Origin of the sequence: Pantoea sp. OVA07A (assembly GCF_019969975.1) — a bacterium.
Taxonomy (GTDB): Bacteria; Pseudomonadota; Gammaproteobacteria; order Enterobacterales; family Enterobacteriaceae; genus Pantoea; species Pantoea agglomerans.
In genome coordinates this window covers 297,056-319,659 of record NZ_JAHXYM010000001.1, presented here as the reverse complement: position 1 = coordinate 319,659, position 22,604 = coordinate 297,056, and the positions used below count along the sequence as shown (strand labels likewise).

Sequence of the window (22,604 nt, the reverse complement as noted above, 5' to 3'; positions counted from 1 at the left end):
TGGAAATTGCCTCTGACTTTTGGCTCAGCAGACCGAACGTTATTCAACCCGCCCGCTGTTATCTCTTCTTGTTATGTCGGGAACTTTATCGCTGTGGTTTTTTGGGATTGCCTCTGAATTTTTGCTCAGCAGACCGAATGTTATTCAACCCACCCGCTGTTATCTCTTCTTGTTATGTCGGGTACTTTATCGCTGTAATTTTTTGGGATTGCCTCTGAATTTTTGCTCAGCAGACCGAATGTTATTCAACCCACCCGCTGTTATCTCTGCTTTTTATGTTGAGTGCTTTATCGCTGTGGTTTTTTGGGATTGCCTCTGACTTTCGGCTCAGCACATAGAATGGCATTCAACCCTACCCGCTGTTATCTCATTTTCAGGTCACTAAGAGTGTTGCGGTAAGCTTCCGGAATTGAGACTGGCTTTCGGATCACCAGACAACGCTGCACTAAAGAAAACACAAAGAAATCACCGGCAGGGGTTTGCCAGAGGCGTCCGAAGCGCTGAGGAACAACCGCAGGCAAGGATGAGCCGACAGGACGTCGGCGAAAGGACGGTACGAGCCAGGGATGGCGAGTCCGGACGGTCCGTCGGCCGCAGGGCGTGACGAAGGCACCCCGCACAGCGGGGCGCGCAGGCAGCCGGACGCCGGGATTGTTAAGGGGCGGGCGTCCGCCCCTTGACGCGGCCGCCTGCATTGGCAACCTGAAACTCCCAAACGCCTGGCGGGCGAAACCCGCTCAGTGCTAACGCGCGGCTAAGTGACATGAAACTCCCCATCGCCTGGCGGGCGAAACCCGCTCAGTGCAAGCCCGCTGCAAAGCGTAACTTCCCCGCTGCTAAGCGTAACTTACCCACCGCTCGCGCCGCCAGGCGCCCTTTTCATTAACGTCGGGAACACAAACAGCGACTGCCCGACTCCGCGATTGGTCAGCGACCAGATGGCAACTGAACAGAGCGAGCAAAGCCCCACGATAGCCACCGGATAGAAACAGGCCCAGAGAAACGAAAACCATGCCTGCTCGAACAGATGATGCCGCTGCGCGAACAGAATCGCAGACATACCAAAGAACTCGATAAAAATACGATGGATGACATAAATCTGCAGCGTATTGCGGCCAACCCAGTTGAGATAGCGCATGCTGAAGTGCTGATTCAGCCAGCGACAGGCCGCGATACTGAATAACACCGCCAGTACACACAGGAACAGACTCTTATCCAGACCGAATAGCACATGAATCCCGGCGGCGGCTGCCAGAAGCGCCCAGGGCATCAGATTCTCCCGCCGCCATTCACTCAGGCGCAGCATCGTCTGGCTCCAGAATGCCCCTAACAGGAAGAACACAAAATATTGGGCCAGGCTCTGTGGTCCCCAGAACGGGATCACTTTTTCTGCCGCCAGATAATTCAGCAGGATCGCCACCGCCACCAGGGCCAGCTTATATTGACGGAAAACTTTAGCACAGAGGAAATAGAGTCCCAGCCCATACAGATACCACGAGGTGCTCATAGCCATAAAGGTCAGCTTGAGAAACTCGAATAGCGAACCCGCATAGGCGGCATTAAGGTTCTGCGAAATACGCTGGCCGGTAATTTCAGTAGAGATACCGATAATTGACCACCACTGAATAAACCCCCACAGAATATAGAGATAAAAAAGATTGGTGATGCGACTGGTAAATACCTGCTTCCATGGCCGGTTCAGAATGCCATTGGTCGCCAGCAATCCCGAGACAAAGAAAAAGGCGGGCATACGCAGCGGCGACAGTACCGTATTAAACTGTATCCATATTTCGGCGGGGATCCATCCGGCAGAGAGATATTTCATCGTCCCTTCAAAGCCGGGTAAAACTGTGTGGTACAGGACCACCAGTAATATGCAGGCGCCCTTCAGGGTATCGACCCACAATATCTGATCTGACTTAGTCTGGTTCATTCAATGACTCCTGCTGTGTAGGTCAGAATGCTGGAAAGTAAAAGCGAGGAAATCAGTATTGCTTTTATGATTATCCGGCAATTATTCGCCATTGAACCGGTGATGAATGTAGCGAAACTCTTAAAAGCCGCTGCGTGGCCCTGTTACCACAGTTATTTACTCAGCAGAACGTTTCCTTACACTTACTAATATCGACGCAACACACTAATTAGCAGTGCCGCAGCCAGCTTAAAGGATAATATTGCTTCATAATTCAGAGAATATAATTAAGAGAAAGTGGCAACGGGAAAAGCCAATATATTCCCGATGAACAGAAAAGATTTGTCAGATGTGCCAAAAGGTTTAACAGCGGCAGAGTTATTTATGATATTGCGCCTGCTAATAGCGTGACCATAGCCAGTGGCAGCTTAAAAAATGAGGGTTTTAAACGGGTTAAAACTGCCTTCCGGGGAAGGCAGTGTGGATTACTGATTCAGAAATTTATCAAGAAACTGACGGGTGCGCGGCTGCTGAGGGTTACTGAACAACGCTTTCGCTTCGCCCTGCTCCACAATGCGCCCCTGATCCATAAAAATGGCGCGGTCAGCCACATCGCGGGCAAAGCTCATCTCATGCGTGACGATGACCATGGTGCGTTTCTCTTCGGCCAGCGCGCGAATGGTGCTGAGCACCTCGCCCACCAGCTCCGGATCCAGCGCCGAGGTCGGTTCATCGAACAGGATCACTTCCGGCCGCATCGCCAGCGCACGCGCAATCGCCACGCGCTGTTGCTGCCCGCCCGACAGACGGCGCGGATAGCTCTCTTCTTTGCCGTGCAGCCCGACCTTCTCCAGCAGCGTGCGGGCGCGGGCTACCGCATCCGCTTTCGCTTCGCCTTTGACGATAACCGGCCCTTCAATAATGTTCTCCATCACTGAACGATGCGGAAACAGATTGAAGTTCTGGAAGACAAACCCGACCTGCTGGCGCAGACGACGCACCTGCTCTTTCTGCTTACTCTGTGCCAGCGCCGCATCAACGGTAATCTCTCCGACCCGGATGGTGCCGCTATCCGGCACTTCCAGCAGATTGATACTGCGCAGCAGCGTGGTTTTACCTGATCCGCTGGGGCCGATAATGGCCACCACTTCACCGGCGGCCACATCAAGGTCGATGTCGTGCAGCACCGTCTGGCCGTTAAAAGACTTCACCAGCTTTCTGACTTCAATGGCGCTCATTTCGACTCCGAATCCTGACGATTAACATGCTGTTCCAGCCGGTTCTGCAACGCAGATAACACCGTTGCCATCACCCAGTAAATCAGCGAGGCTGCCAGATACATGGTAAAGACTTCCAGCGTGCGTGAGGTGATCAACTGCGCCTGACGGAACAGCTCCGGCACCTGAATGGTCGCCGCCAGCGAGGTATCTTTCACCAGGCTGATAAAGCTGTTGCCCAGCGGGGGCAGCGCGGTGCGGGCTGCCTGTGGCAGGATCACCCGGCGCAGGGTTTGCCAGCGCGTCATGCCGATACTTGCCGCCGCTTCCCACTGCCCGCGCTCAATCGATGAAATCGCGCCACGCAGTGACTCTGAGGCATAGGCTGCGGTATTCAGGGAAAGACCAATCATCGCGGAGGGGATCGGATCCAGTTCAATGCCAAACTGCGGCAGGCCGTAATAGATCATAAACAGCTGGGCGATCAGCGGCGTGCCACGAAAGATCGAGACATAGATTCGTGCCAGCCAGCGAACCGGCCAGAAGCGCGACAGACGCATCAGCGCCAGAATAAAGCCCAGCAGCAGGCCAAAGAACATGCCGCCGATGCTGAGCTGCAGCGTAAATAGCGCGCCTTTTAATAAAAAAGGTGCTGAATCCAGCACCAGTTGAAGACTTTCCTGCATTATTTCGTCACGTCCGCGCCAAACCATTTCTGAGACAGCTTGCTCAGCGAGCCATCTTTCTGCATGTCAGCAATGGCCTGGTCGATCGCTTTCAGCAGGTCGTCGTTGCCTTTACGTACCGCCACGCCCGATTCCTGACGAGAGAACGCATCGCCCGCGACCGCCATGGTATCGCCCGTTTTCTTCACCAGATCCAGCGCGGCCAGACGGTCAACCAGAATGGCATTCAGACGGCCAGAGCGCAGATCCTGATATTTCGTCGGGTCATCATCATAGGTACGGATGTCCACGCCCTTCACATTCTCACGCAGCCACTGCTCGTAGTTGGTACCCAGACCGACGCCCACTTTTTTACCGGCCAGGTCCGCAGGTTTGGTGATGGTGTTCGCATTGGCTTTCATGGTCAGCGCCTGAATGCCGGAGACCGTGTATGGCGTGGAGAAGTCATATTTCTTCTTACGCTCATCAGAGATGGTGACCTGGTTGATGACCACATCGATGCGCTTCGCGTCGAGAGAGGCCAGCATGCCGTCCCACTTGGTCGGTTTCAGGCTCGCCTTGACGCCCATGTGCTGTGCCAGCTGTTCCGCGAATTCCACTTCAAAGCCGGTCAGCTTGCCCTTTTCATCCTGGAAGCTGAATGGCGGATAGGTGCCTTCCAGACCCACCAGCAGCGTGCCGCGCTCTTTAATTTTGTTGAGCAGATTTTCCGCTGCAAAGGTTTTAACGTTGACGCCAGCAATCAGCGCCACGGCCATGACGCCCATCATCATCTGACGACCTGCACGAGAAAAGGACATATTCACCCCATTATTGACAGTATTGTGTGTGTGTTCTTATAAGGGCAGCACGGCTTGTCGCTGCCAGTCCAGAAGGATAACCCACGGAGTATAAACTGTTTTATTCGCTTGTCTCAGACCGAAGGATGATAAGCAAATAACGCCGGTGCGCCACCCGTATGAATAAACAGCAACGGACCTTCACGGCGGAAACGATTCTGGCTCACGCCATCCAGCAGTCCGGCCATCGCCTTTCCGGTGTAGACCGGGTCCAGCAGGATCCCTTCCAGCCGCGCCAGCAGTTTCACCGCAGCCATGCCTTCATCATTGGGTTCGCCGTAGCGTGGCGCAAAGTAGTCATCCCACAGGGTAATCGGTGCCTTAGCATGCACTTCCAGCGTCTCCGCCAGCGACTGACGCAGCCGCTCCACCAGCGGCAACTGCGCCTCAACCTGGCGTGAAACGGTGACGCCCACCAGCTCGGTCTCCGGCAGCAGATGCTCCAGACCCACCGCCAGTCCGGCATGGGTGCCGGCACTGCCCGAGGCCACCACCACGGCGGCGAAATCGACCACGCCTTCGCTCTGATGAGCAATCTCCTGCGCGCACTCTACATAGCCTAGTGCACCCAGCGCATTTGAGCCGCCGACCGGCACGATGTAAGGACGATAACCCTGGGCTTCCAGACGCGTGGCCTGTTCAGCCAGCTGTTCCGCAGGGTTATTCAGCGCATCCACCATGATCACTTCAGCGTCCATCAGATCCAGCAACAGACGGTTGCCGTTGCTCAGGTAATTTTCAGCGTGGGTGCCAATCGGGTTTTCCAGCAATGCCACGCACTTCAGGCCAAGCCGGGCCGCGACTGCCGCCGTCTGACGCACATGATTGGACTGGATAGCGCCCGCGGTCAGCAGCACATCGGCGCCTTCACGCAGCGCGTCCGCCGCCAGAAATTCCAGCTTGCGCAGCTTATTGCCGCCCATCGCCACCGGCGTGAAATCATCGCGTTTGATGAAAATATCGCGGCCCAGGTAGTCAGAGAGCCGTGGCAGATGTTCTAACGGCGTGGGTGCACCCAGCAGTTCAAGACGTGGGAATTGGTGTAACAGATGTAAAGACAATGCTGCCTCCGTTCGGGCATTCAATTTATCCTTACAGTGTTGCAGAAGATGCGAAAAGGATCACCCTGATTCAGGTGTCAGCAGATGCGGTGAGACAGATGTGTAGTGAAAGTTGCAGGAGAAAGAAGCGCCGTGCTCCCCCTTCCCTTCTACCCGGCTGGCGGGCAAAAGGGGAACGTGCCGCAGGCACGCGGGGGAGCAATCGGTGCAGATCAGGGTTAACCCTGCTGCCAGCCTAAGAACTGATCGTACTTGCGCAGCGCGATGCGGTAATTGTTATTACCGGCATCGGGCAGATCGCTTTCCAGACACTGATGCCAGCTATTTCCCTGAAGCCTGTCGGCCGGGAAATTTCTGGCTTTCAGCATCTCATCCAGACGACGCAGCCGCACCACATATTCACGAATCGTGCTGGGGCTCATCTCTGTCTGTTCAAACAGATACTGTTTAAACGCCATTATGTCGAAGTAATTAGGATGGGTATTACAAAAAATATCACTGCAAAAACGACAAAGCGCGGTCAGTTCGGGCTGAAGTTTCAGCCACAGCTGCTCATCAATCATCTGGTCCATCCGAGCGATGGCCTCTTTATTGATGATCTGGCCACGAAAAACGAGCGCCATTCGATCTAATACCTTGCCACAGTGTGAACAGTTGCTCTGGCTGTGTTTATAGTCTTTAAGATAACGACTTAACGGTCTGGCCTTGGTCTTGGCTCCCATTACTGAGTCCCCGGTTTTTTATAATTTTGAATCGCCAGGAACTGATACTGCTAGCGCGCTCCCGCAAGTCGGGCACGCAGGCGTTTAATCGCCTGACTGTGCAGCTGGCTGACACGGGATTCACCCACATCAAGCACCGCCCCAATCTCTTTCAGGTTCAGTTCTTCCTGGTAGTACAGTGTCAGCACCATCTTTTCACGATCGGGTAATGCTTCGATCGCTTCAATGACGCGCTCACGCAGACTCCCTTCAAGCAACTGATGAAGCGGATTAGCCTCTTCATGGCCTTCCGTCACCAGCTCCGCGCTGTCGCCGTGCTCTTCCCGATACTCGTCGTAGGAGAAAAGTTGACTGTTGTTGGTGTCCAGCAGGATCTGCCGGTACTCCTCCATGGAAACATTCAGCTGCTGCGCCACTTCCTGCTCAGAGGCAGAACGCCCCAGCGACTGTTCCACTCTGTGCATTGCTCCGGCCACCTCGCGTGCATTACGACGCACACTGCGCGGTGCCCAGTCCCGACTACGAAGCTCGTCGAGCATGGCGCCACGAATACGCTGCACGGCATAGGTGGTAAAGGCTGTACCCTGGAGCGCGTCATAACGCTCTACGGCATTTAACAGCCCTATCCCACCCGCCTGCAGCAAGTCGTCAAGCTCAACACTGGCCGGCAGGCGAACCTGCAGACGCAACGCTTCATGGCGCACCAGCGGCACGTAGCGCTGCCAGAGCGAATGCTTGTCCATCACGCCTTCGGCGGTATAGAAATCGTTCACGTTGACTACCCTGCGTTAATGAAGTTATCGGCATGATTATCCAATTCTGTAGCGTTTTCGATTGGCTGAATAGGCGGGGTAAAACGAGGCTATTTCATTTTTGTTACCTCAGAGTGCAGATCCTTCTGCACTCTTCAGTGAAGATTAACGACGGGCGCGCAGCCGTTGCCGGGTGGCGGGCGGCACTGCCGCCCACAGGCTGCAGATGCGACCTTCCAGTTCCTGATACCAGGGCGCCAGATGCTGCTGCGCCTCCTCGCCAGGATGCACCAGAATCTCGCCCGATTCACCATCAATGCTAATCAGTCGGTTAATAAACAGCCGCTGCAAATCACTGCGTAAAAACAGGCCGTTATCGATGCTGTTATCTGCCAGTACACCGTCATCCCCTTCCTGCGTGTCGATATGGCAGGCTTCCACCCAGGGCCAGTTATGCCGTTCGGTCAGCTCGGTACCGGTCATCACACAGGCGCCGTAGCGGGCTTTGACACCGGCGCTGAATTCCGCCTGGCTGGCGCGCTGCAGCACCCGGGCTTTAACACGACGCCCGACCTCAGTTCCCGGCATCACCGCCGCAGGAACTTTGTGCTGCGGCGTACTCAGCACCACGATGAACTGAATGCGCTGCGACTGCGGAAAACAGGGATCTGCCTGTGGATTGAAAAGCTGCCAGTAAGCGTCTTCATCATCCTGATGCATCAGCACCAGTTTGTAGCCGCGACTGTTCAGCAGATTCTGTGCCGTGGCGGATTGCGGATCGATCATCGCGAAGACCTGGCTGCTGCCCATCACCTTCCACAGGTTGTCGCGCTTTTCGCTATCGCTGCGACGGAAATAGAGGAAGGAGAGATTCTGCTTAAGGTAGTGCTCAAAGCGACGCAGGTAATTTTTACGTTCGTTGTCATGGGAGATGAACAGCAGATCCTCCAGCGGGCTGTTGCTCTCTTCCTGCGCGAACACCGCGCGGATTTTCAGCGTGCGCAGCCCGGTTGACGGACTCAGCAAGGCGCGCGCCGTCAGCTCTTTATCATCAGGGTATTGCAGAGCATAACGCCGGGCGATCTCTTCAAAGGTCAGCCGCTCACCCGGTAACAGGTCATAATTGAAGCGCATAGACACTCCACAAAGTTAAAATCAAAAATGATGTTGTTCTGTGAGGAGTTATCGGCAGTCTGGAGGGGAACTGTAACGGGCTGGGGGGATTGCCTGGGATTGAGAGACAGGCAGCCTGCAAGGTTGTGGTCAGGAAACCGGTTTGAAGGAAGCGGGTGTTAAATTACGTTGCATTGCCTGGAGCTGCTGGCATAAAAATAAGCCAGCACTCCAGCCGTAATTCTTTCAGCAATTAGCTAATGCCCGCCCGTAGCTATCAGGGACAAATGGGCGATGCCGATGATGCGAAGCTGCATCGCCTCAGATTATTTAAGCAGGTAAATCAGCGACAAATCGTCATTGACCTTGACCTTATCAATCTCGGCCAGAAACGCCATCACCGATTGTGGCGTATGTTTTGTTATTGAGTGGTAGCTGTAGATGATATTAATAATATCCTCTTCACTGACGGTTCCGACCAACTCAACATTGGCCGCAATCAGTGATTTAAGCAGGAACCATTCTGCCGTCAGAAGATATAAGCTTAGTAACGGGCTGCGATTTTCGTTATTAGGGAAGAAATCATCATAAATGCGGTACTGAATATAGTTATTCATTATCCACGGCCGTTCAGCAAGCCAGGGCATAACCTGCTTCTGCCAGACGTTGTCCAGCCGGATCATTGGCTGACTGACGTCATCGGTTTTGGCCCCTTCGGCCTGAATGTAAATCAGCTTATTAACGTAGTGATTCAGGGTAGGAAAGGCGCGCTTATCGGCCATGGTGCTGAACCAGCTTTGCAATCTCAACAGTAAAGACCATTGCAGGTTATAGTCAGGTTTAACCTGGTCAAGCTGCAGCCTGATTTCACCCTGTGTCAGGTTGTTGAGGACATCAGAAAAATGATGCTCCATCTGGACCAGCCAGTCTTCTTCAGGGCTTACTCTTTCCGCACCCAGCAGAAAGCTGGCCAGCGCGTAAAACCCTTCATCAAGATGAATGCCGCTGAATTTAATGATGTTAAGACACATCAGATTCAGCAGTTTCTTTTGCTGATCGAGATCTTTAGCTTCATTGCCATAAGGTTGTTGCCTGATGCTCTCCCCGAACAGCATCGCGTCAGGTGAGGCTAATAATTGCCGGGTCGCCTCCGGACAGGAGAGCGCCAACGTTTTTTGCTGTTCATATTTAAAGGTGTTCGCCGCTCGGGGATAGGTCGCACAGGTGTTGCTCAGTGCGGCAGCACCCAGCCGGGAATGCACTTTGCACAGGCGATTTTCATCCATAAATGCACAGTTGCCAGAAGCATTAAGCTTCATAGTTCCCCAACTGGCAAAGCTTTTGCGGGTGGTGGTGATGTTTTCAACTGCCAGCGTTTTGATTTCAATCAGCGAGGATTTTAAATAGCGATTGACCGTGGGCTTATCCAGGTGGATATCCCAGCCCTTACAGCAGTGATCGCGACACTCACTGCCAATACATTTGAAGGCGCTGACAAAGAGCGGTTCCACGACAGTAATATTTTTCATTATTTACCTGCTCAACAAAGGCATTTAAAAAAGAGTCTTAGTGTGAGGATAAAGGAACGAGGGGAGATTGATTGGCAGAGAAACAGGGCAAAAAACAGGCTAATCGCAGGCATAAAAAAACCCCGCCGAAGCGGGGTTTGTCTTTTATAAGTTGGGTGATTAGCCCTGCAGCAGAGACAGAACCTGCTGTGGAACCTGGTTAGCTTTAGCCAACACTGAGTTACCAGCCTGCTGTACGATCTGCGCTTTAGACATGTTTGAAACTTCAGTTGCGTAGTCAGCATCCTGAATACGAGACTGTGCTGCAGACAGGTTAGTGGTGGTGTTGTTCAGGTTAGTCACGGCTGAGTTCAGACGGTTCTGAATCGCACCCAGTGAAGAACGGAACTTATCAACGCTGGCAATCGCTTCGTCCAGCTTTTTCAGTGGATCAGAAGTTGAACCCGAGGTCACGTTAGACAGGCTCATGTTAGCCGTATCCAGTGTGAACGCAGCGGTATCGCCACCAGCAGTCGTTACTGCAGCCTTCGCATCAACTGCAACGTAGAAGTCCTGGTTTGCACCGTTAGCAATGTCAAAACCGTTCGCTTTCAGGCTGTTGGTTTCTGCATCGCTGGCTGATTTCACGTTAACTTTAGCGAACAGGTTGCCGTTGTCATCTTTATAGACTTTGTCTGCAGTAACAGTGACGTTTGCGTTAGCAACACCCAGACGAGTCGCCAGGCTGTTAGCAGTACCTTCTGCAACAGTGGCTTTAGATACGTTACTGGTAGAACCGTAAACGCTCTGGAAGTCAGCAGCTGCAGCAGCAGTAGGTGTACCCTGTGGACCATTCACGTTGAAAGTGTTCAGTTTCAGCGTAGAAGAGTCAATTTTCTTCAGGTCGATGGTGATAGTTTCGCCATCGTTAGCGCCAACCTGAATTTTCATTGAGCCATCTTTAGCCAGCACGTTCACGCCGTTGAACTGAGTCTGACCAGATACGCGGTCGATTTCGCTCAGACGGGATTTGATTTCGTCCTGGATTGAAGATTTGTCAGAAGCTGAGTTGGTACCGCTTGAAGCCTGTACAGTCAGTTCACGAACACGCTGTAAGTTGTTGTTGATTTCTGACAGTGCGCCTTCAGTAGTCTGCGCAGCAGAGATACCGTCGTTAGCGTTACGAGCAGCCTGAGTCAGGCCCTTGATGTTAGAGGTGAAACGGTTGGCAATTGCCTGACCAGCAGCGTCATCTTTCGCGCTGTTGATACGTAAACCAGAAGACAGACGCTCCATTGAAGTAGACAGAGCTGACTGGTTCTTGTTGATGTTGTTCTGAGTGATCAGCGAGAGGCTGTTGGTATTAATGACTTGGGCCATGATGAATTTTCCTGTTAATCAAGTCTTTCGGTTAAGGTGTGGGCTTCAACCCGCCGGCTTCAGCGCCGTCAAAGTTGTTATCGTCTGCCGTTTAACAACCTTTAGAATTTTTTTAGTACCAGGCGAATTTTTCTGCTTCAACCTGTCACGTTTTAAGTTATCGCCACCCGCCCGAACTTCTTTAGGCTTAATTCATTAATTTTCTAGCCGCTGAATTACCCTTCTCTATAGTGCTTATTTACCTCATTACCCTAAGGCAAATAACCTTAAACTTTCCTTATTCAAGGCCGATAACCCAGGTATCAATTTTCTGTCGACCTTATAAAGGAATTAATATGGCTAGTATAAGCAACCTCGGTGTGGGTTCCGGCCTGCCACTCAGTACCATGCTTGACAGTTTGACCACCGCTGAAAAAGCTTCACTCAAACCTATTTCTACTCAGCAGACAGCTTATACGGCCAAGCTCAGTGCTTACGCCACCCTGAAAAGTTCACTGACAACTTTCCAGGCTGCTAATACCAAGCTGAACAGTGCTGACCTGTTTACCGCTACGACTGCGGCCAGTAGCTCCACAGCGTTCAGCGCGACCACTTCTGGCAGCACCGTAGCCGGTAAATATGCCATTAACGTCTCGCAGCTGGCACAGGCGCAGGTTCTGACCTCAGGCGTACAGAGTAGTAACACCGCCGCGCTGGGCGACAGCTCCGTGGCCAGCCGCAGCATCGCAATTACCTTAAAAGATGGCACCAGCAAAAGCGTAACGCTCTCCAGCGATCAGACTTCGCTAACCGGCATGCGTGACGCCATCAACGGCGCCAATGCCGGCGTCACCGCCAGCATCATTAAGGTATCAGACGGCAGCTTCCGCCTCTCAATGAGCGCCAATAAAACCGGCAGCGACAATGCGGTGGCAACCATCGCCGTCACTGGTGACAGCACGCTACAGGGGATTGTGGGCTTTGACGCCAGCGCCAGCAGCAATGTGATGACCCAGAGCGTCGCTGCGCAGAATGCCAAACTGACGGTCAACAATGTTGCGATTGAAAACAGCAGCAATCAGATTAGCGATGCGCTGGAAGGGATTACTTTAAATCTGACCGCGAAGACAGTTGGCGATGAGACGCTGACGATTACCAAAGACACCTCAAAAGCCTCCAGCGCCATCAGTGCCTGGGTGGATGCTTACAATACGTTGCTGGATCAGTTTAATACCCTGACCAAATACACCAAAGTGGATACCAACAGCGATGCACAGGACTCCAGTAATGGTGCCCTGCTGGGTGACAGTACGTTACGGACGATTGAGACGCAGCTGAAAAGCATGCTCACCAATTCGCAGAGCACATCTACCTTTAAATCACTGAGTCAGATTGGTGTCACCACCGACCCCACCACCGGTTCCTTAAAACTGGATTCAACCAAGCTGAGCAGCGCACTGGATAAAGATGCTGCGGGCGTGAAAGCAATGATCGTAGGTGACGGTAAAACCGGTATCGCCGCTAAAATCGACAGTAAGCTGACTGACTGGCTGGCTACTAAAGGGATTATTCAGTCCGCCACCGATGGCGTGAGTAAAACACTGAATAGGTTAACCACCCTCTATAACACCACCAGCGATCGCATTGATGCCGATATCGCACGCTATAAAACGCAATTTACTCAGCTGGATATGGCCATCAGTAAACTCAACTCGACCAGCACCTATCTGACGCAGCAGTTCGACACGTCCGATTCGTCTAAAAAATAACAGGAGTGACCATGTACAGCGCTACAGGCACCAAAGCCTATGCAAAAATTGGCGTCGAAAGCGCCGTGATGAGCGCCAGCCAGCAGCAGCTGGTTGTGATGCTGTTCGACGGTGCCCTGAGCGCGTTAATCCGCGCCCGCTTGTTTATGCAGGATGGCAATATTGAAGGCAAAGGCAACTCGATCTCCAAAGCGATCAATATTATCGAAGCGGGCCTGAAAGAGGGCCTGACTGAAAACCGTGGTGATGAGCTGGCCGATAATCTGCTGGATCTTTACAACTACATGACGCGTCGCCTGTTGCATGCCAACCTGCACAATGATGTTGCAGCGGTCGAGGAAGTCGAAGGCCTGCTGCGCAATATCGCGGACGCGTGGAAAGAAGTGGTTCAACCTAACCTGATTCAGGACGCCGTTTAATGACTACTGCACCGCATCTGATTACCGTTTACCAACAGTTACTCGATCTCAGCCAGGGAATGCTGCGTCATGCAGCACAAGGCGAATGGGATGAATTGATCAGCAGGGAGATGGAGTATGTCAGTGCGGTGCAGAACTTAGCCCAATCGACAGAAGCCGTGTCGCCGTCGGCACAGACTCAGGAGCAGTTACGTCCGGTGCTGCGCCGTATTCTCGATAACGAATGTGAAGTGAAACGTCTGCTGCAGGCGCGGATGGATGAGCTGGCCTCACTGGTGGGTCAGAACAGCCGCCAGAAATCGGTGATGTCCGCTTATAGCAATCAAGGCGGCGTTGTTATGGTGCCGCACGAAACCCTCTCCTGATCCCCTGCTCTGTCACGCCGCCAGATTTATTTTTCTGCGCGGCGTCTCTTTTTTGCCGCTTACTCCATACTTGATTTTCATCATCCCATGGAGTGTGGTACATGCAAAACCCAACGTTATTACAGTTTTTCCATTGGTATTACCCGGATGGCAGCAAACTGTGGCCGGAAGTCGCCGATCGTGCGGCCTGGCTCAGCGAAATCGGTATCACCATGGCGTGGTTGCCACCGTGCTACAAAGGGGATTCGGGGGGCTATTCTGTCGGTTACGACAGCTACGATCTGTTTGACCTGGGTGAATTTGATCAGAAAGGGGGTGTTGCCACCAAATATGGCGACAAACAGCAGTTACTGGCGGCAACAGAAGCCCTGCGCAGTCACAACATTGGAGTGCTGCTGGATGTGGTGCTCAACCACAAAATGGGTGCCGACGAAAAAGAGACGATCAGCGTTAACCGCGTTAATCCCGATAACCGCGATGAAATCTACGACGAAGTGGTCGAGTGCGAGGCCTGGACAAAATTCACTTTTCCGGCACGCGCCGGGGAATATTCGAAATTTGTCTGGGACCACAAATGCTTTAGCGGCGTAGACCACATCGAAAATCCGGACGAAAACGGCGTATTCAAAATCATCAATGACTACACCGCCGAAGGCTGGAACGACCAGGTTGATAACGAACTGGGTAATTTCGACTATCTGATGGGTGCCAACATCGATTTCCGCAACAATGCGGTCAGGGAAGAGCTCAAATACTGGGCGCGCTGGGTGATGGAACAGGTGCCCTGCACCGGCTTTCGTCTCGATGCGGTAAAACATATCCCGGCCTGGTTCTACAAAGAGTGGATCGATCATATTCAGGAGGTTGCTGAAGAGCCGATGTTTATCGTCGCAGAATACTGGTCGTTTGAAACGGAGAAGCTGCAGGAGTATGTGCATCAGGTGGAAGGCAAAACCATGCTGTTTGATGCGCCACTGCACATGAACTTCCACCAGGCCTCAACCGCGGGCAGCGGCTACGACATGAGCCAGATCTTTGCTAACTCGCTGGTGGTCGCTGATCCATGGCATGCCGTGACGATCGTGGCTAACCACGACACCCAGCCGCTGCAGTCGCTGGAAGCACCGGTAGAAGCCTGGTTTAAACCGCTGGCCTATGCGCTGATCCTGTTGCGTGAGCAGGGTGTGCCTACCATCTTCTATCCCGACCTGTTCGGCGCGACCTATGAAGATGAAGGCGGCGACGGCGAGAAGCACAAAATTGAGATGCCGGTGATCCCTGAACTGGAAGGATTGATCCGGGCGCGCCAGCAGTATGGCTGGGGCGTACAGACCGACTATTTTGATCACCCAAATTGTGTGGCCTTCAGCCGCAGCGGCACCGAAACACAGCCAGGCTGTGTGGTGATCATGTCGAACGGCGATGCCGGTGAGAAAAGCGTGCCGATGGGTGAAGGTTTTGCCGGTAAGGTCTGGCGCGATCATCTGGGGAATCGGGAAGAGACCATTACTGCCGACGAGCACGGCACGGCGGTCTTTGTCTGTAACGGTGGCAGTGTCAGCGTCTGGGTGGTTGCAGAATAAGGTCGTTGCAGAAGAAATGACTCAAAACTAAACCCGCCCCGGCAGGCAGAAGCGTGAAGTGCGCTCTGCCCGTCGGGGCGGTTTTGTTATGGTCCGGCTGTTATGACTTCGCGTTGTTTTCTGTAATCGGTGTGCGCAGCAGTTGCGGTTCGATGTTCTGAATTACCGCGGCTTTCGGCTGCTTCGCCACCTCGTCAAGTGCCTGCTGACACTCTACGGTCGGACGCGCCACTTTACGCAGGGTCATCCTGTCATAGCTCAGCTCGCCATTCTCCACGACCAGCGGCATCACCCGCACCTGACGCGTTACGTTGACATAATCGCCGCTTAACCGGGTCAGTTTGCCCGGCTTCGCAATCACCCGCATCCACTGACGGCAGTCCAGCGTGCTGCCATCCGCATTGATGATCACACTGGCTATCGCCTTATCGCTGATCAGGCTGCTCTGTGGACCGACGGTTTGCCAGGTTCCCTGCAGATCAGCGGGCGCCGGCGTTTGCACCGCATTTTCATAATCGTTGATTTGTGCACAGCCACTCAGTGCCAGCGCGGCAATCAGCATCCACTTTTTCATGTTTAATCCCTAAGATCCCATCAATGGCGGCTACGTTATAATTTTTCCACCGCGTTGCGCAAGGTATCTGGGTGTTCAAACACCACGCAGACCCTGATTGCGCCAGAATTTAACCCGCAGCGAGCTCCACGGTCAGGTTGTTGACCGGCAGATCAGAGGTTGTACTGATGCAAACTCCGTCCTTTGTCACGCCTGACAAGCGGAAGACAACCCGCTACACTGACGCGCTGCAACAGACTTTCAGGAATATGAATATGAAAACGCCAGAAGCCTACTATGCCCAGGCGCGCGAGATGTTTTTTACCGCGCATCCCGACTTTCAGTCTGCACTTGATGAATTAACGGAGAGCGACGCCCGTGCAGCTAACCTGTCACTGCGACAGCTGCGCGAATGGCATGCCGAACGCATCTATGCGGCCTTTTTGCGGCAGAAGAATCTGGATGGAATGATCTTTTCTATTCAGCTCGCTGAGCCGGATAAAGCGGTGGCGGCTGAAGCTATCGAGACTTATCTCAAATCTCATGCTGAGTCGCTGGGGATGAGCTGGGAAGAGTTTTGCATCAAAAACGAGCTTTAATCAGGGCCGCGCTGAAGTTGTATATTGCAAACACCTCCAACCAGTTCCGGCACTGCAGATAAAATTGTACTAACCGGGGGAAAGTGTATAACTTCGGCGTGCGACTCAGGTCGTGATTGTCCTTTAACGAATAGTGCTGATGCACTGCCTCTGCAGGTGTTGTCTCAATTCCACCTCCAGAGGCGAATTTTTTTATCCGCCCCTACCCTTCACCTTCCGTCGCTTTACCCTTTACTTCAACATAACTCGCTACCGCCAGCAGACGATTAATATGCGTCAGCAGCAGATCCACATCAGACTGCAGAAACTCGGTCGAAGATTGCGAAGCGGTAACAATGGCATCCTGCACCGTTTCTGAAATAGTCAGCGAGTTGTCCTGTTTCGCCTGCACCAGCAGCGCCGCAACCAGCAGGGACTGCGCTTCAAGCTGCGCCGTCAACTCTTTTGCATCGACGTCCATCTTTGCCAGTTTTAGCAGAATATCAATTACCAGTTGTCGCATCGCGGACCTCCTAAAAGTAAGCCGCCATTATGTCGCGATGCGTGCGCATTTTGCTAGTCGAAGATTGAGGTTTATGCGAGATAAAAATTTACACGAAATCAGGCGCGCTGCCTTGCTACTGTTTTTATTTACAGTATTATATGTCAGCGATTTTGCCCTGAATGGATTGCCATCATGTTTGTTGAGTTGATTTATGACAAGCGCAACGTTGCCGGTTTACCGGGTGCCCGCGAGATGATTCGTGAGGAGCTGGAAAAGCGGGTGCATCGGGTGTTCCCTGACATTGAAGTTAAGGTCAAGCCGATGGAACGTAATGCGATTGATACTGATTTGAGTAAGAACGATAAAGCGACGGTTGCGCGGATTGTTGAAGAGATGTTCGACGAAGCGGAAATGTGGCTGGTGGCCGATTAATCCCTTAACGGCCACCACATCAGTTAGCGGGAGATGACTTAGCTCTCCTGCTCGCTGTGATTAACTTCAATCTCGATGTCCTGAATCGCGGCATCCAGATCTTCCAGCAGTTTACCCTGCTTATTAAGCAACGCATCGATTCGGTCGGCGTTGGTCTTGTCTTTATACTCACCCGCATCAAACGCTAACCATTGGCTGGAAAGGGTTTCGGTGTTGGTCTGAGCATAGTGACGCATCTCTTTTAGCTGAGAAGTCACGTCACGCAGATATTCAGTTTTGGTCTTGGTTTCTGTTGAATCGCTCATGCTAAATTTCCTTCTGGTCATCTATCCAAAGTGAGTAGGCTTAGCGGTTCATCAACCGGCCAATCAGCGGGCCTGCATTCAGGTACAAAATGTTGCCCGGATATTTAAAACTAGTCGATAATAGCGAAGCCGCATTAAGAATAATCGGAAGTTATGGTTTATGACCGGATTTCACGGCTGGCACCTCACTCTCAGTGACGACCTCTTTGACTTTTATGACCGTTTTGTCGGCTATGCGATCCGGTATTGCATCCAGCTTGTGCTGTATTGCTGCAACCTGATCGGTCAGCAGCTCCACTCTGTCATCACGCCGCGCCGCAATTAAGCGGTAATCCGCCCGAATCTCCTCGACCCGCTTGTTTGCGGTGTTACTGACGTAGAGAAAAATGATCGTCATCAGGATGCAAATCATCGAACAGCTCAGCAATACGCAGCCGAGAATAACTTTGCGCCGGTAAGACATCGGTGCCTTAGTGCTATTAATCGTGGCCATCACTGCGATCCTCCAGAGTTGAGATAAGCCGATCAATCTCATTACGAAATTTATCGTTCTGATCGGTTTCGGTCATTGCCAGTAAAATCCCTACCGCATTCTTGATTAACCGAAGATCGGTTTCGAGTGTCGAGATACGCCGCAGATTCCTGTCGTGCCGTTCGCGTAATTCATCGTTCTCCTCCCGTATCAGCAGGTTGCTCTCTTTCAGCAACACCACCTGCTCTTTGTAGCTGGTAATAATTTCGCCGCCGGCTCGATTACTGGTTACGATTGACGCAATTCCCGCCAATAACGGTTTCCAGAACAGTGCTGCTGCCCCCCCACCCAGAACTAACGCACCCATACTGGTAATCAGACTACTTTCCATGCCACACCCCTTTGTACGGTAAGGTCTCTGGAACTTACTGCGTGCTGCTTAGCCACGTCCCCCGCATGAAATTTAAGATTGCTTAAATACCAGGCTTAAGTATACTTAAGTCACTCTCAACCAAAAAGTCAAGCTTATGAAAAACGAAACGCTGGGTGACCGCATCCGACTCCGACGTAAATCGCTGCAGTTAACGCAGAAGCAATTGGCGCAACAGGTAAAAGTGTCCCATGTGGCGATTTCGCAATGGGAAAAAGAGGAGACGCTGCCGCGCGGTGAGAACCTGCTGCGGCTCGCCGAAGCGCTGGGCTGCGCACCGGCTTTTCTGATAGATGGGGATGGTCCTGTTTTCAGCGAAAGCGCCTGGAGTGGTCTGCACCAGATCCCACTGCTTGCACAGCGCGACGTGCCGCGATGGCTGAGCGAGGCCGGTTCCGTCCGGCATGAACTGCTGATGCACAATGACATGGCGCTTTCGCAGCAGAGCTTTGCCTTCCGGGTAGAAGAACAGGCGATGACGCCCGCGATTCTGCGCAATGATGTGGTGATCATCGATCCCACGCAGTCACCTCAGCCCGGCGACTGCGTGCTGGCATTGCAGCAACAGGTCGTGCTGCTACGCACCTGGCGTCAGCGCGGCAGTGAAAATGGCGTCATGCAGTTTGAACTGGCACCGGTCAATATCAACTTCCCTGAGCTGCAATCCAGCCGGGACAGCCTGAAGCTGATTGGTACGCTGGTAGAACTGCGACGCTATCGCCAGCCATAAAAAAAACCCGCCGGGCGCGGGTTCACTTTTCATCCTACAACAGTGGCTGAGTTTATAGCCGGACAATTACAGGGCATCGGTCAGTTGATCCACCACCACTTTGCCCTGCAGATCGGTCTGCATAATGCGATAATTGACGGGCCATGAGCGGCGGGTACTGAGTTTATCGAACAGGGTTACGCCGCCTTTTTTAACTCCCTGGCTATTTACAATAATCCATTCGGTTACCTCTTCCTGACCACGATTTTTCAGGCTCAGCGAGCGTTGTTCGATTAACTGATCTTCAGCTTCAATCTTTAAATAGTCTCTTAACATAATTTCTATCTCCTGGTAACGCAGGCCACTATATGCCTTTTGCTAATCCGTTCAATCGAATTTATTTATCGATCTGTTTATCGACGGGAATGTGACCTGCCGCAAGCGACATGACAGGTTTGTCCATTACAGCATCAGGGATTCCCGGTTAGCATGAACCTGCTGTACACACCCAAACATCGAAAAATGACGTGTTCAGTATGAGAGAAACTCCGATTAGCCCGCCGCTGGCGGGCTTTTTTTTCTTCATTAATCCGCTGCGCATGCGGGATGTCAGTGCTGGTCTAAACTTAAGAGACTGGAATAAAAGGAGAGAGTTATGTTTAAACACAATACGAATGAAGAACGTAAGAAAGAAGGTGATGTCAGCAAAAGCCTGCCCGAAGCCGCGCCAAACGCTGGTAATGCTTACGAGGAAGATGATCATCCCGCCACTGATGCGCCGAAAGATCATGGCGAAGTGCCGCGCAAAAACGATGACAGCCAGGATGACAAAAAAGATCCTTACAAAGCAAGCTGATGTGCGAGAGGCGCGCCCGCTGGGCGCGCTGCTAGCGTTAAGATTTAATGAGATCGGCAAGCTGGTGCTGATTTTCAACCAGCCATGCTGGAAAATGTTCGGATGTCACCGGCACTATCTCCATCCTTCGCGGACGGTTCCAGATATCAATATTGTTCTCAACGCAGCGCCGTATGTGATCCGGATTATTAAATTCGGGACAGTTACGTTCGGTATGAGAAATCGAAGACATTTTTTCACTGATGCGCTCATCGCTCATTACCCAGGAAAAATGCCACCCTGCGTTCTTAATGGTTTTCGTCCGGAAATTTAGCCACTTCCAGCGCAACCAGTTCTCGCGTATCGGTGTCCCACGACGCTTAACATTGCGAAGCAATTCCGGTTGTCCCATAAAAAAGTTTCGCAGCGTTTTACAGGTCACCATTTTTGCCAGGGTGGCACAGCGCGGTGTGCCGTCGTCATTTAAAACCCGGACATTAAATTTAAAATTGAAATATTGCTGATGCAGCGTCGTGCAAAGATGTTGATGACTGAATGCTTTTATCGCCTCGGGTCGGGGAATTTCATCGACGTCTGACACAATAACAATATCATCATCCTGCGCGCCGGCCAGCCCCTGCATAATCTGATTACGTGCAGTGGCTTCATTTTCCCAGGGATCAGTCTCACCCGCATTAACCAGAGAACTATTCGATTTAAAGGCTTCCTGATAAAATCTGGGCGCAATATCGTTAACAATATAAATAATTTTATCGCGGAAACGATCGAACTTCTCAATATCAAAATGAAGCTTTTCCCGGCGTTTTCCGGTAAAGGTATAGCGCGATTCCACAATGACAAACCGATCAACAACATGCTCAAGCGTGTTCAGACGCATCTCAAGCAAGATATCTTCATCGTAGTACAAAAAACAGTCATAAATCATAATATTCAGAGGCACTTAAGTAGTAAGGATTTTCATCAGGACACCTCAACATGCGTAACACAACAGAGGTATAACGCCTTTTACTGGGTCGTTTTTTAGTGAACCTGATGTGTGTGTAATGTACTGCGTAAAACTATCCATGTTTATAATAAACTGGCTAACAAAGGCTGCAGGCAATGATTTTCGGGCATCCACCTCAAAGCAGACTAACGATATGATGAGCAACCATTCAGAGTGATATTTACCTGACATTCACCTGACAACGGTTAACACCAGCAGACAGCATGAGTCACCTGATGCGGGCTACTGAGTTCCTGTCCGTTGCTTACATCATAATGCGTTGCGCAGAATGTTACATATAGTCCGTAACGCCAGCAATATTAAGCGCAGATTTTTGATTAAAATGAGCGATACGATCAATATCCGGATATTATTGGTCAACAAAATAACTATGATGGTTTAGTTAATGAAGAAGATCATTATTGCCCTGAGCATAAGTCTGATGGGCGGATGCGTAGATATGGGACGGGTTGGATTACACCCGACAACAAAAACCGCTTATTTCGACGGTCATCCTTTTCAGGTTGAATCCTGCCTTAGCGTAGCGGCACAGGATCAAAGACTCTATCTGGAGCAGGATGAACCTCTGCCGGATGGCACGAAGCGATATAACCTTGAGCAGGATAATGAAACCGTGGCCTGGGTTGAAATTGCAAAGTTCAGCCATCATCAGACCAGTGCGACATTTTACTATGATCCAAAAGCATCAGATATCAGCACAGCAGTTTCAGGGATGATCGCGCGGTGCAAAACATCGAGTTAAATGCCGCGTCGGCATAGGGATGATGCAGGATTGATGATGAGGAGATGACATTAGTTGTCAGGCCAGCCAGAGTACAAGCGCTTGCCTGACAACCTTTCGCACTCTTCTACTCAAAGGCTTTTATCAGGCCCGCTTCCGGGCTATGCCATGTTCAGAAGTGGGCAGTCGAAGCTCAGCCTATTTAGCCGGTTCGCAATCATAGGCGCCTCGTATGCGGATCTGACTCTGGCTGGTGCGGACGATTTCAGCTCTTAACAGCCCTTTACCCTCACGGTTCGTCAGCTCCATATCCACCATCCCCGGCGCTTTGCTGTTTTTCACCAGCAGTTTGACCGTCGCGTTGTCGTAATCGCCCTTCTCTTTCGCAAAGGTGACTTTCTGCGTTTTAGCGCGTTCTCCATTCACCGAGAACCAGCCGCTCTTATCAGGTTTAAGAGAGAACGGCCCGCACTGCGTGGTAGCAAAGGCTGGGAGAGATAAGCTGATTAACGATGCGATAAGGATAAGTTTTTTTAGCATTGGGCTGGCGTCCTGCTGATAGGTGATGAGGGGTCGGGTCGTCTGCACCGAAGAGTGAGTTCCCTGCTGCACGGCTCGTAATAAAGAGCAGTATAGTCAATGACACCTGCATTATCGCCAGCACAGGGTCATAGACTCAGCAAAGGGATCGGCCTTGATGCTGGCAACGCACTACCCTAATCCACTGCCACG

General features: G+C 51.9%; 27 protein-coding genes. 9 read left to right on the top strand and 18 right to left on the bottom strand.

Going from position 1 to position 22,604, the window contains the following annotated elements; all coding sequences use genetic code 11:
* Nucleotides 1-847 precede the first annotated feature (847 nt).
* The 10 genes from LC417_RS01450 to LC417_RS01405 all read right to left on the bottom strand — a co-directional run bounded on the left by LC417_RS01450 (nucleotide 848) and on the right by LC417_RS01405 (nucleotide 11,190).
* On the bottom strand, nucleotides 848-1,933 hold the full coding sequence (locus tag LC417_RS01450; RefSeq protein WP_010247569.1) for an acyltransferase family protein: 1,086 nt from the start codon (nucleotides 1,931-1,933) through the stop codon (nucleotides 848-850).
* Nucleotides 1,934-2,397: 464 nt separating this feature from the next.
* The gene (tcyN, locus tag LC417_RS01445; RefSeq protein WP_010247571.1) at nucleotides 2,398-3,150 is read right to left on the bottom strand and encodes an L-cystine ABC transporter ATP-binding protein TcyN; all 753 of its coding nucleotides are present in this window, start codon (nucleotides 3,148-3,150) and stop codon (nucleotides 2,398-2,400) included.
* A complete protein-coding gene (gene tcyL / locus LC417_RS01440) occupies nucleotides 3,147-3,815 on the bottom strand; it encodes a cystine ABC transporter permease (protein WP_003854540.1) in 669 nt (222 codons plus the stop codon). The genes tcyN and tcyL overlap by 4 nt, the downstream gene beginning before the upstream one ends.
* Complete coding sequence (gene tcyJ / locus LC417_RS01435) at nucleotides 3,815-4,615, bottom strand: cystine ABC transporter substrate-binding protein (RefSeq protein ID WP_010247584.1); 801 nt, start codon at nucleotides 4,613-4,615, stop codon at nucleotides 3,815-3,817. The genes tcyL and tcyJ overlap by 1 nt, the downstream gene beginning before the upstream one ends.
* A 113-nt stretch (nucleotides 4,616-4,728) precedes the next feature.
* Entirely contained in the window at nucleotides 4,729-5,715 is a 987-nt protein-coding gene (locus tag LC417_RS01430) for a D-cysteine desulfhydrase (RefSeq protein ID WP_010247588.1), read from the bottom strand.
* 218 nt (nucleotides 5,716-5,933) lie between these two features.
* A complete protein-coding gene (fliZ, locus tag LC417_RS01425; RefSeq protein WP_010247591.1) occupies nucleotides 5,934-6,437 on the bottom strand; it encodes a flagella biosynthesis regulatory protein FliZ in 504 nt (167 codons plus the stop codon).
* A gap of 50 nt (nucleotides 6,438-6,487) precedes the next feature.
* Entirely contained in the window at nucleotides 6,488-7,210 is a 723-nt protein-coding gene (locus tag LC417_RS01420) for an RNA polymerase sigma factor FliA (protein WP_003854529.1), read from the bottom strand.
* Between the two features lie 144 nt (nucleotides 7,211-7,354).
* Nucleotides 7,355-8,323, bottom strand: a complete 969-nt coding sequence (locus LC417_RS01415) for an HNH endonuclease signature motif containing protein (RefSeq protein WP_033772033.1) — start codon at nucleotides 8,321-8,323, stop codon at nucleotides 7,355-7,357.
* A gap of 305 nt (nucleotides 8,324-8,628) precedes the next feature.
* Nucleotides 8,629-9,831, bottom strand: coding sequence for a flagellin lysine-N-methylase (gene fliB / locus LC417_RS01410; RefSeq protein ID WP_223565374.1), 1,203 nt, complete (start codon nucleotides 9,829-9,831; stop codon nucleotides 8,629-8,631).
* A gap of 159 nt (nucleotides 9,832-9,990) precedes the next feature.
* The gene (locus tag LC417_RS01405) at nucleotides 9,991-11,190 is read right to left on the bottom strand and encodes a FliC/FljB family flagellin (protein WP_137227759.1); all 1,200 of its coding nucleotides are present in this window, start codon (nucleotides 11,188-11,190) and stop codon (nucleotides 9,991-9,993) included.
* Between the two features lie 335 nt (nucleotides 11,191-11,525).
* On the opposite strand from LC417_RS01405, the gene fliD reads away from it, so the two are divergent.
* From fliD to amyA, 4 genes are all read left to right on the top strand, one after another.
* Entirely contained in the window at nucleotides 11,526-12,938 is a 1,413-nt protein-coding gene (gene fliD / locus LC417_RS01400; RefSeq protein ID WP_223565373.1) for a flagellar filament capping protein FliD, read from the top strand.
* Nucleotides 12,939-12,949: 11 nt separating this feature from the next.
* Nucleotides 12,950-13,357, top strand: a complete 408-nt coding sequence (gene fliS, locus LC417_RS01395; RefSeq protein ID WP_022625484.1) for a flagellar export chaperone FliS — start codon at nucleotides 12,950-12,952, stop codon at nucleotides 13,355-13,357.
* Nucleotides 13,357-13,722, top strand: a complete 366-nt coding sequence (gene fliT, locus LC417_RS01390; protein ID WP_010247612.1) for a flagella biosynthesis regulatory protein FliT — start codon at nucleotides 13,357-13,359, stop codon at nucleotides 13,720-13,722. The genes fliS and fliT overlap by 1 nt, the downstream gene beginning before the upstream one ends.
* Nucleotides 13,723-13,823: 101 nt before the next feature.
* Nucleotides 13,824-15,305 (top strand): alpha-amylase, encoded by a 1,482-nt coding sequence (gene amyA / locus LC417_RS01385; RefSeq protein ID WP_223565372.1) that lies wholly within the window; start codon nucleotides 13,824-13,826, stop codon nucleotides 15,303-15,305.
* Nucleotides 15,306-15,405: 100 nt separating this feature from the next.
* On the opposite strand, the gene yedD is transcribed toward amyA, so the two are convergent.
* Nucleotides 15,406-15,879, bottom strand: a complete 474-nt coding sequence (gene yedD / locus LC417_RS01380; protein WP_022625482.1) for a lipoprotein YedD — start codon at nucleotides 15,877-15,879, stop codon at nucleotides 15,406-15,408.
* A gap of 254 nt (nucleotides 15,880-16,133) precedes the next feature.
* On the opposite strand from yedD, the gene LC417_RS01375 reads away from it, so the two are divergent.
* On the top strand, nucleotides 16,134-16,457 hold the full coding sequence (locus LC417_RS01375) for a DUF6388 family protein (protein WP_008926858.1): 324 nt from the start codon (nucleotides 16,134-16,136) through the stop codon (nucleotides 16,455-16,457).
* A gap of 202 nt (nucleotides 16,458-16,659) precedes the next feature.
* Here the strand turns inward: LC417_RS01375 and iraP are convergent, their stop codons facing one another.
* Nucleotides 16,660-16,959: an anti-adapter protein IraP gene (gene iraP / locus LC417_RS01370; RefSeq protein WP_010247621.1), complete on the bottom strand. Its 300-nt coding sequence runs from the start codon at nucleotides 16,957-16,959 to the stop codon at nucleotides 16,660-16,662.
* A 174-nt stretch (nucleotides 16,960-17,133) separates the two neighbouring features.
* On the opposite strand from iraP, the gene LC417_RS01365 reads away from it, so the two are divergent.
* Complete coding sequence (locus tag LC417_RS01365; RefSeq protein WP_003854508.1) at nucleotides 17,134-17,373, top strand: DinI-like family protein; 240 nt, start codon at nucleotides 17,134-17,136, stop codon at nucleotides 17,371-17,373.
* Between the two features lie 38 nt (nucleotides 17,374-17,411).
* On the opposite strand, the gene LC417_RS01360 is transcribed toward LC417_RS01365, so the two are convergent.
* The 3 genes from LC417_RS01360 to LC417_RS01350 all read right to left on the bottom strand — a co-directional run bounded on the left by LC417_RS01360 (nucleotide 17,412) and on the right by LC417_RS01350 (nucleotide 18,541).
* Complete coding sequence (locus LC417_RS01360; RefSeq protein WP_010670837.1) at nucleotides 17,412-17,678, bottom strand: hypothetical protein; 267 nt, start codon at nucleotides 17,676-17,678, stop codon at nucleotides 17,412-17,414.
* A 151-nt stretch (nucleotides 17,679-17,829) separates the two neighbouring features.
* Nucleotides 17,830-18,171 carry a hypothetical protein gene (locus LC417_RS01355; RefSeq protein WP_010670838.1) on the bottom strand — a complete coding sequence of 114 codons (342 nt, stop codon included), beginning with the start codon at nucleotides 18,169-18,171 and terminating at the stop codon, nucleotides 17,830-17,832.
* Complete coding sequence (locus LC417_RS01350; protein WP_010247627.1) at nucleotides 18,158-18,541, bottom strand: hypothetical protein; 384 nt, start codon at nucleotides 18,539-18,541, stop codon at nucleotides 18,158-18,160. The genes LC417_RS01355 and LC417_RS01350 overlap by 14 nt, the downstream gene beginning before the upstream one ends.
* A 136-nt stretch (nucleotides 18,542-18,677) precedes the next feature.
* Here LC417_RS01350 and LC417_RS01345 point away from each other — a divergent pair, with 136 nt between their 5' ends.
* Nucleotides 18,678-19,310, top strand: coding sequence for a helix-turn-helix domain-containing protein (locus LC417_RS01345; protein WP_022625481.1), 633 nt, complete (start codon nucleotides 18,678-18,680; stop codon nucleotides 19,308-19,310).
* 66 nt (nucleotides 19,311-19,376) lie between these two features.
* On the opposite strand, the gene LC417_RS01340 is transcribed toward LC417_RS01345, so the two are convergent.
* Nucleotides 19,377-19,625 carry a hypothetical protein gene (locus tag LC417_RS01340; RefSeq protein ID WP_010247633.1) on the bottom strand — a complete coding sequence of 83 codons (249 nt, stop codon included), beginning with the start codon at nucleotides 19,623-19,625 and terminating at the stop codon, nucleotides 19,377-19,379.
* 319 nt (nucleotides 19,626-19,944) lie between these two features.
* On the opposite strand from LC417_RS01340, the gene LC417_RS01335 reads away from it, so the two are divergent.
* On the top strand, nucleotides 19,945-20,145 hold the full coding sequence (locus tag LC417_RS01335) for a hypothetical protein (protein ID WP_010247636.1): 201 nt from the start codon (nucleotides 19,945-19,947) through the stop codon (nucleotides 20,143-20,145).
* 37 nt (nucleotides 20,146-20,182) lie between these two features.
* On the opposite strand, the gene LC417_RS01330 is transcribed toward LC417_RS01335, so the two are convergent.
* Nucleotides 20,183-21,070, bottom strand: a complete 888-nt coding sequence (locus LC417_RS01330; protein WP_122458264.1) for a benzoate transporter — start codon at nucleotides 21,068-21,070, stop codon at nucleotides 20,183-20,185.
* Between the two features lie 466 nt (nucleotides 21,071-21,536).
* Between LC417_RS01330 and LC417_RS01325 the strand changes: the two genes are divergently transcribed.
* Entirely contained in the window at nucleotides 21,537-21,893 is a 357-nt protein-coding gene (locus LC417_RS01325) for a hypothetical protein (protein WP_223565371.1), read from the top strand.
* Nucleotides 21,894-22,070: 177 nt separating this feature from the next.
* On the opposite strand, the gene LC417_RS01320 is transcribed toward LC417_RS01325, so the two are convergent.
* Complete coding sequence (locus LC417_RS01320; protein WP_022625478.1) at nucleotides 22,071-22,412, bottom strand: hypothetical protein; 342 nt, start codon at nucleotides 22,410-22,412, stop codon at nucleotides 22,071-22,073.
* Nucleotides 22,413-22,604 lie beyond the last annotated feature (192 nt).

Excerpts from the sequence above, each read along its gene's own strand:
- LC417_RS01450 (WP_010247569.1), bottom strand. The coding sequence starts at position 1,933 with ATGAACCAGACTAAGTCAGATCAGATATTGTGGGTCGATACCCTGAAG.
- tcyN (WP_010247571.1), bottom strand. The coding sequence starts at position 3,150 with ATGAGCGCCATTGAAGTCAGAAAGCTGGTGAAGTCTTTTAACGGCCAG.
- tcyL (WP_003854540.1), bottom strand. The coding sequence starts at position 3,815 with ATGCAGGAAAGTCTTCAACTGGTGCTGGATTCAGCACCTTTTTTATTA.
- tcyJ (WP_010247584.1), bottom strand. The coding sequence starts at position 4,615 with ATGTCCTTTTCTCGTGCAGGTCGTCAGATGATGATGGGCGTCATGGCC.
- fliZ (WP_010247591.1), bottom strand. The coding sequence starts at position 6,437 with ATGGGAGCCAAGACCAAGGCCAGACCGTTAAGTCGTTATCTTAAAGAC.
- LC417_RS01415 (WP_033772033.1), bottom strand. The coding sequence starts at position 8,323 with ATGCGCTTCAATTATGACCTGTTACCGGGTGAGCGGCTGACCTTTGAA.
- fliB (WP_223565374.1), bottom strand. The coding sequence starts at position 9,831 with ATGAAAAATATTACTGTCGTGGAACCGCTCTTTGTCAGCGCCTTCAAA.
- LC417_RS01405 (WP_137227759.1), bottom strand. The coding sequence starts at position 11,190 with ATGGCCCAAGTCATTAATACCAACAGCCTCTCGCTGATCACTCAGAAC.
- fliD (WP_223565373.1), top strand. The coding sequence starts at position 11,526 with ATGGCTAGTATAAGCAACCTCGGTGTGGGTTCCGGCCTGCCACTCAGT.
- fliS (WP_022625484.1), top strand. The coding sequence starts at position 12,950 with ATGTACAGCGCTACAGGCACCAAAGCCTATGCAAAAATTGGCGTCGAA.
- fliT (WP_010247612.1), top strand. The coding sequence starts at position 13,357 with ATGACTACTGCACCGCATCTGATTACCGTTTACCAACAGTTACTCGAT.
- amyA (WP_223565372.1), top strand. The coding sequence starts at position 13,824 with ATGCAAAACCCAACGTTATTACAGTTTTTCCATTGGTATTACCCGGAT.
- yedD (WP_022625482.1), bottom strand. The coding sequence starts at position 15,879 with ATGAAAAAGTGGATGCTGATTGCCGCGCTGGCACTGAGTGGCTGTGCA.
- LC417_RS01375 (WP_008926858.1), top strand. The coding sequence starts at position 16,134 with ATGAAAACGCCAGAAGCCTACTATGCCCAGGCGCGCGAGATGTTTTTT.
- iraP (WP_010247621.1), bottom strand. The coding sequence starts at position 16,959 with ATGCGACAACTGGTAATTGATATTCTGCTAAAACTGGCAAAGATGGAC.
- LC417_RS01365 (WP_003854508.1), top strand. The coding sequence starts at position 17,134 with ATGTTTGTTGAGTTGATTTATGACAAGCGCAACGTTGCCGGTTTACCG.
- LC417_RS01360 (WP_010670837.1), bottom strand. The coding sequence starts at position 17,678 with ATGAGCGATTCAACAGAAACCAAGACCAAAACTGAATATCTGCGTGAC.
- LC417_RS01355 (WP_010670838.1), bottom strand. The coding sequence starts at position 18,171 with ATGGCCACGATTAATAGCACTAAGGCACCGATGTCTTACCGGCGCAAA.
- LC417_RS01350 (WP_010247627.1), bottom strand. The coding sequence starts at position 18,541 with ATGGAAAGTAGTCTGATTACCAGTATGGGTGCGTTAGTTCTGGGTGGG.
- LC417_RS01345 (WP_022625481.1), top strand. The coding sequence starts at position 18,678 with ATGAAAAACGAAACGCTGGGTGACCGCATCCGACTCCGACGTAAATCG.
- LC417_RS01340 (WP_010247633.1), bottom strand. The coding sequence starts at position 19,625 with ATGTTAAGAGACTATTTAAAGATTGAAGCTGAAGATCAGTTAATCGAA.
- LC417_RS01335 (WP_010247636.1), top strand. The coding sequence starts at position 19,945 with ATGTTTAAACACAATACGAATGAAGAACGTAAGAAAGAAGGTGATGTC.
- LC417_RS01330 (WP_122458264.1), bottom strand. The coding sequence starts at position 21,070 with ATGATTTATGACTGTTTTTTGTACTACGATGAAGATATCTTGCTTGAG.
- LC417_RS01325 (WP_223565371.1), top strand. The coding sequence starts at position 21,537 with ATGAAGAAGATCATTATTGCCCTGAGCATAAGTCTGATGGGCGGATGC.
- LC417_RS01320 (WP_022625478.1), bottom strand. The coding sequence starts at position 22,412 with ATGCTAAAAAAACTTATCCTTATCGCATCGTTAATCAGCTTATCTCTC.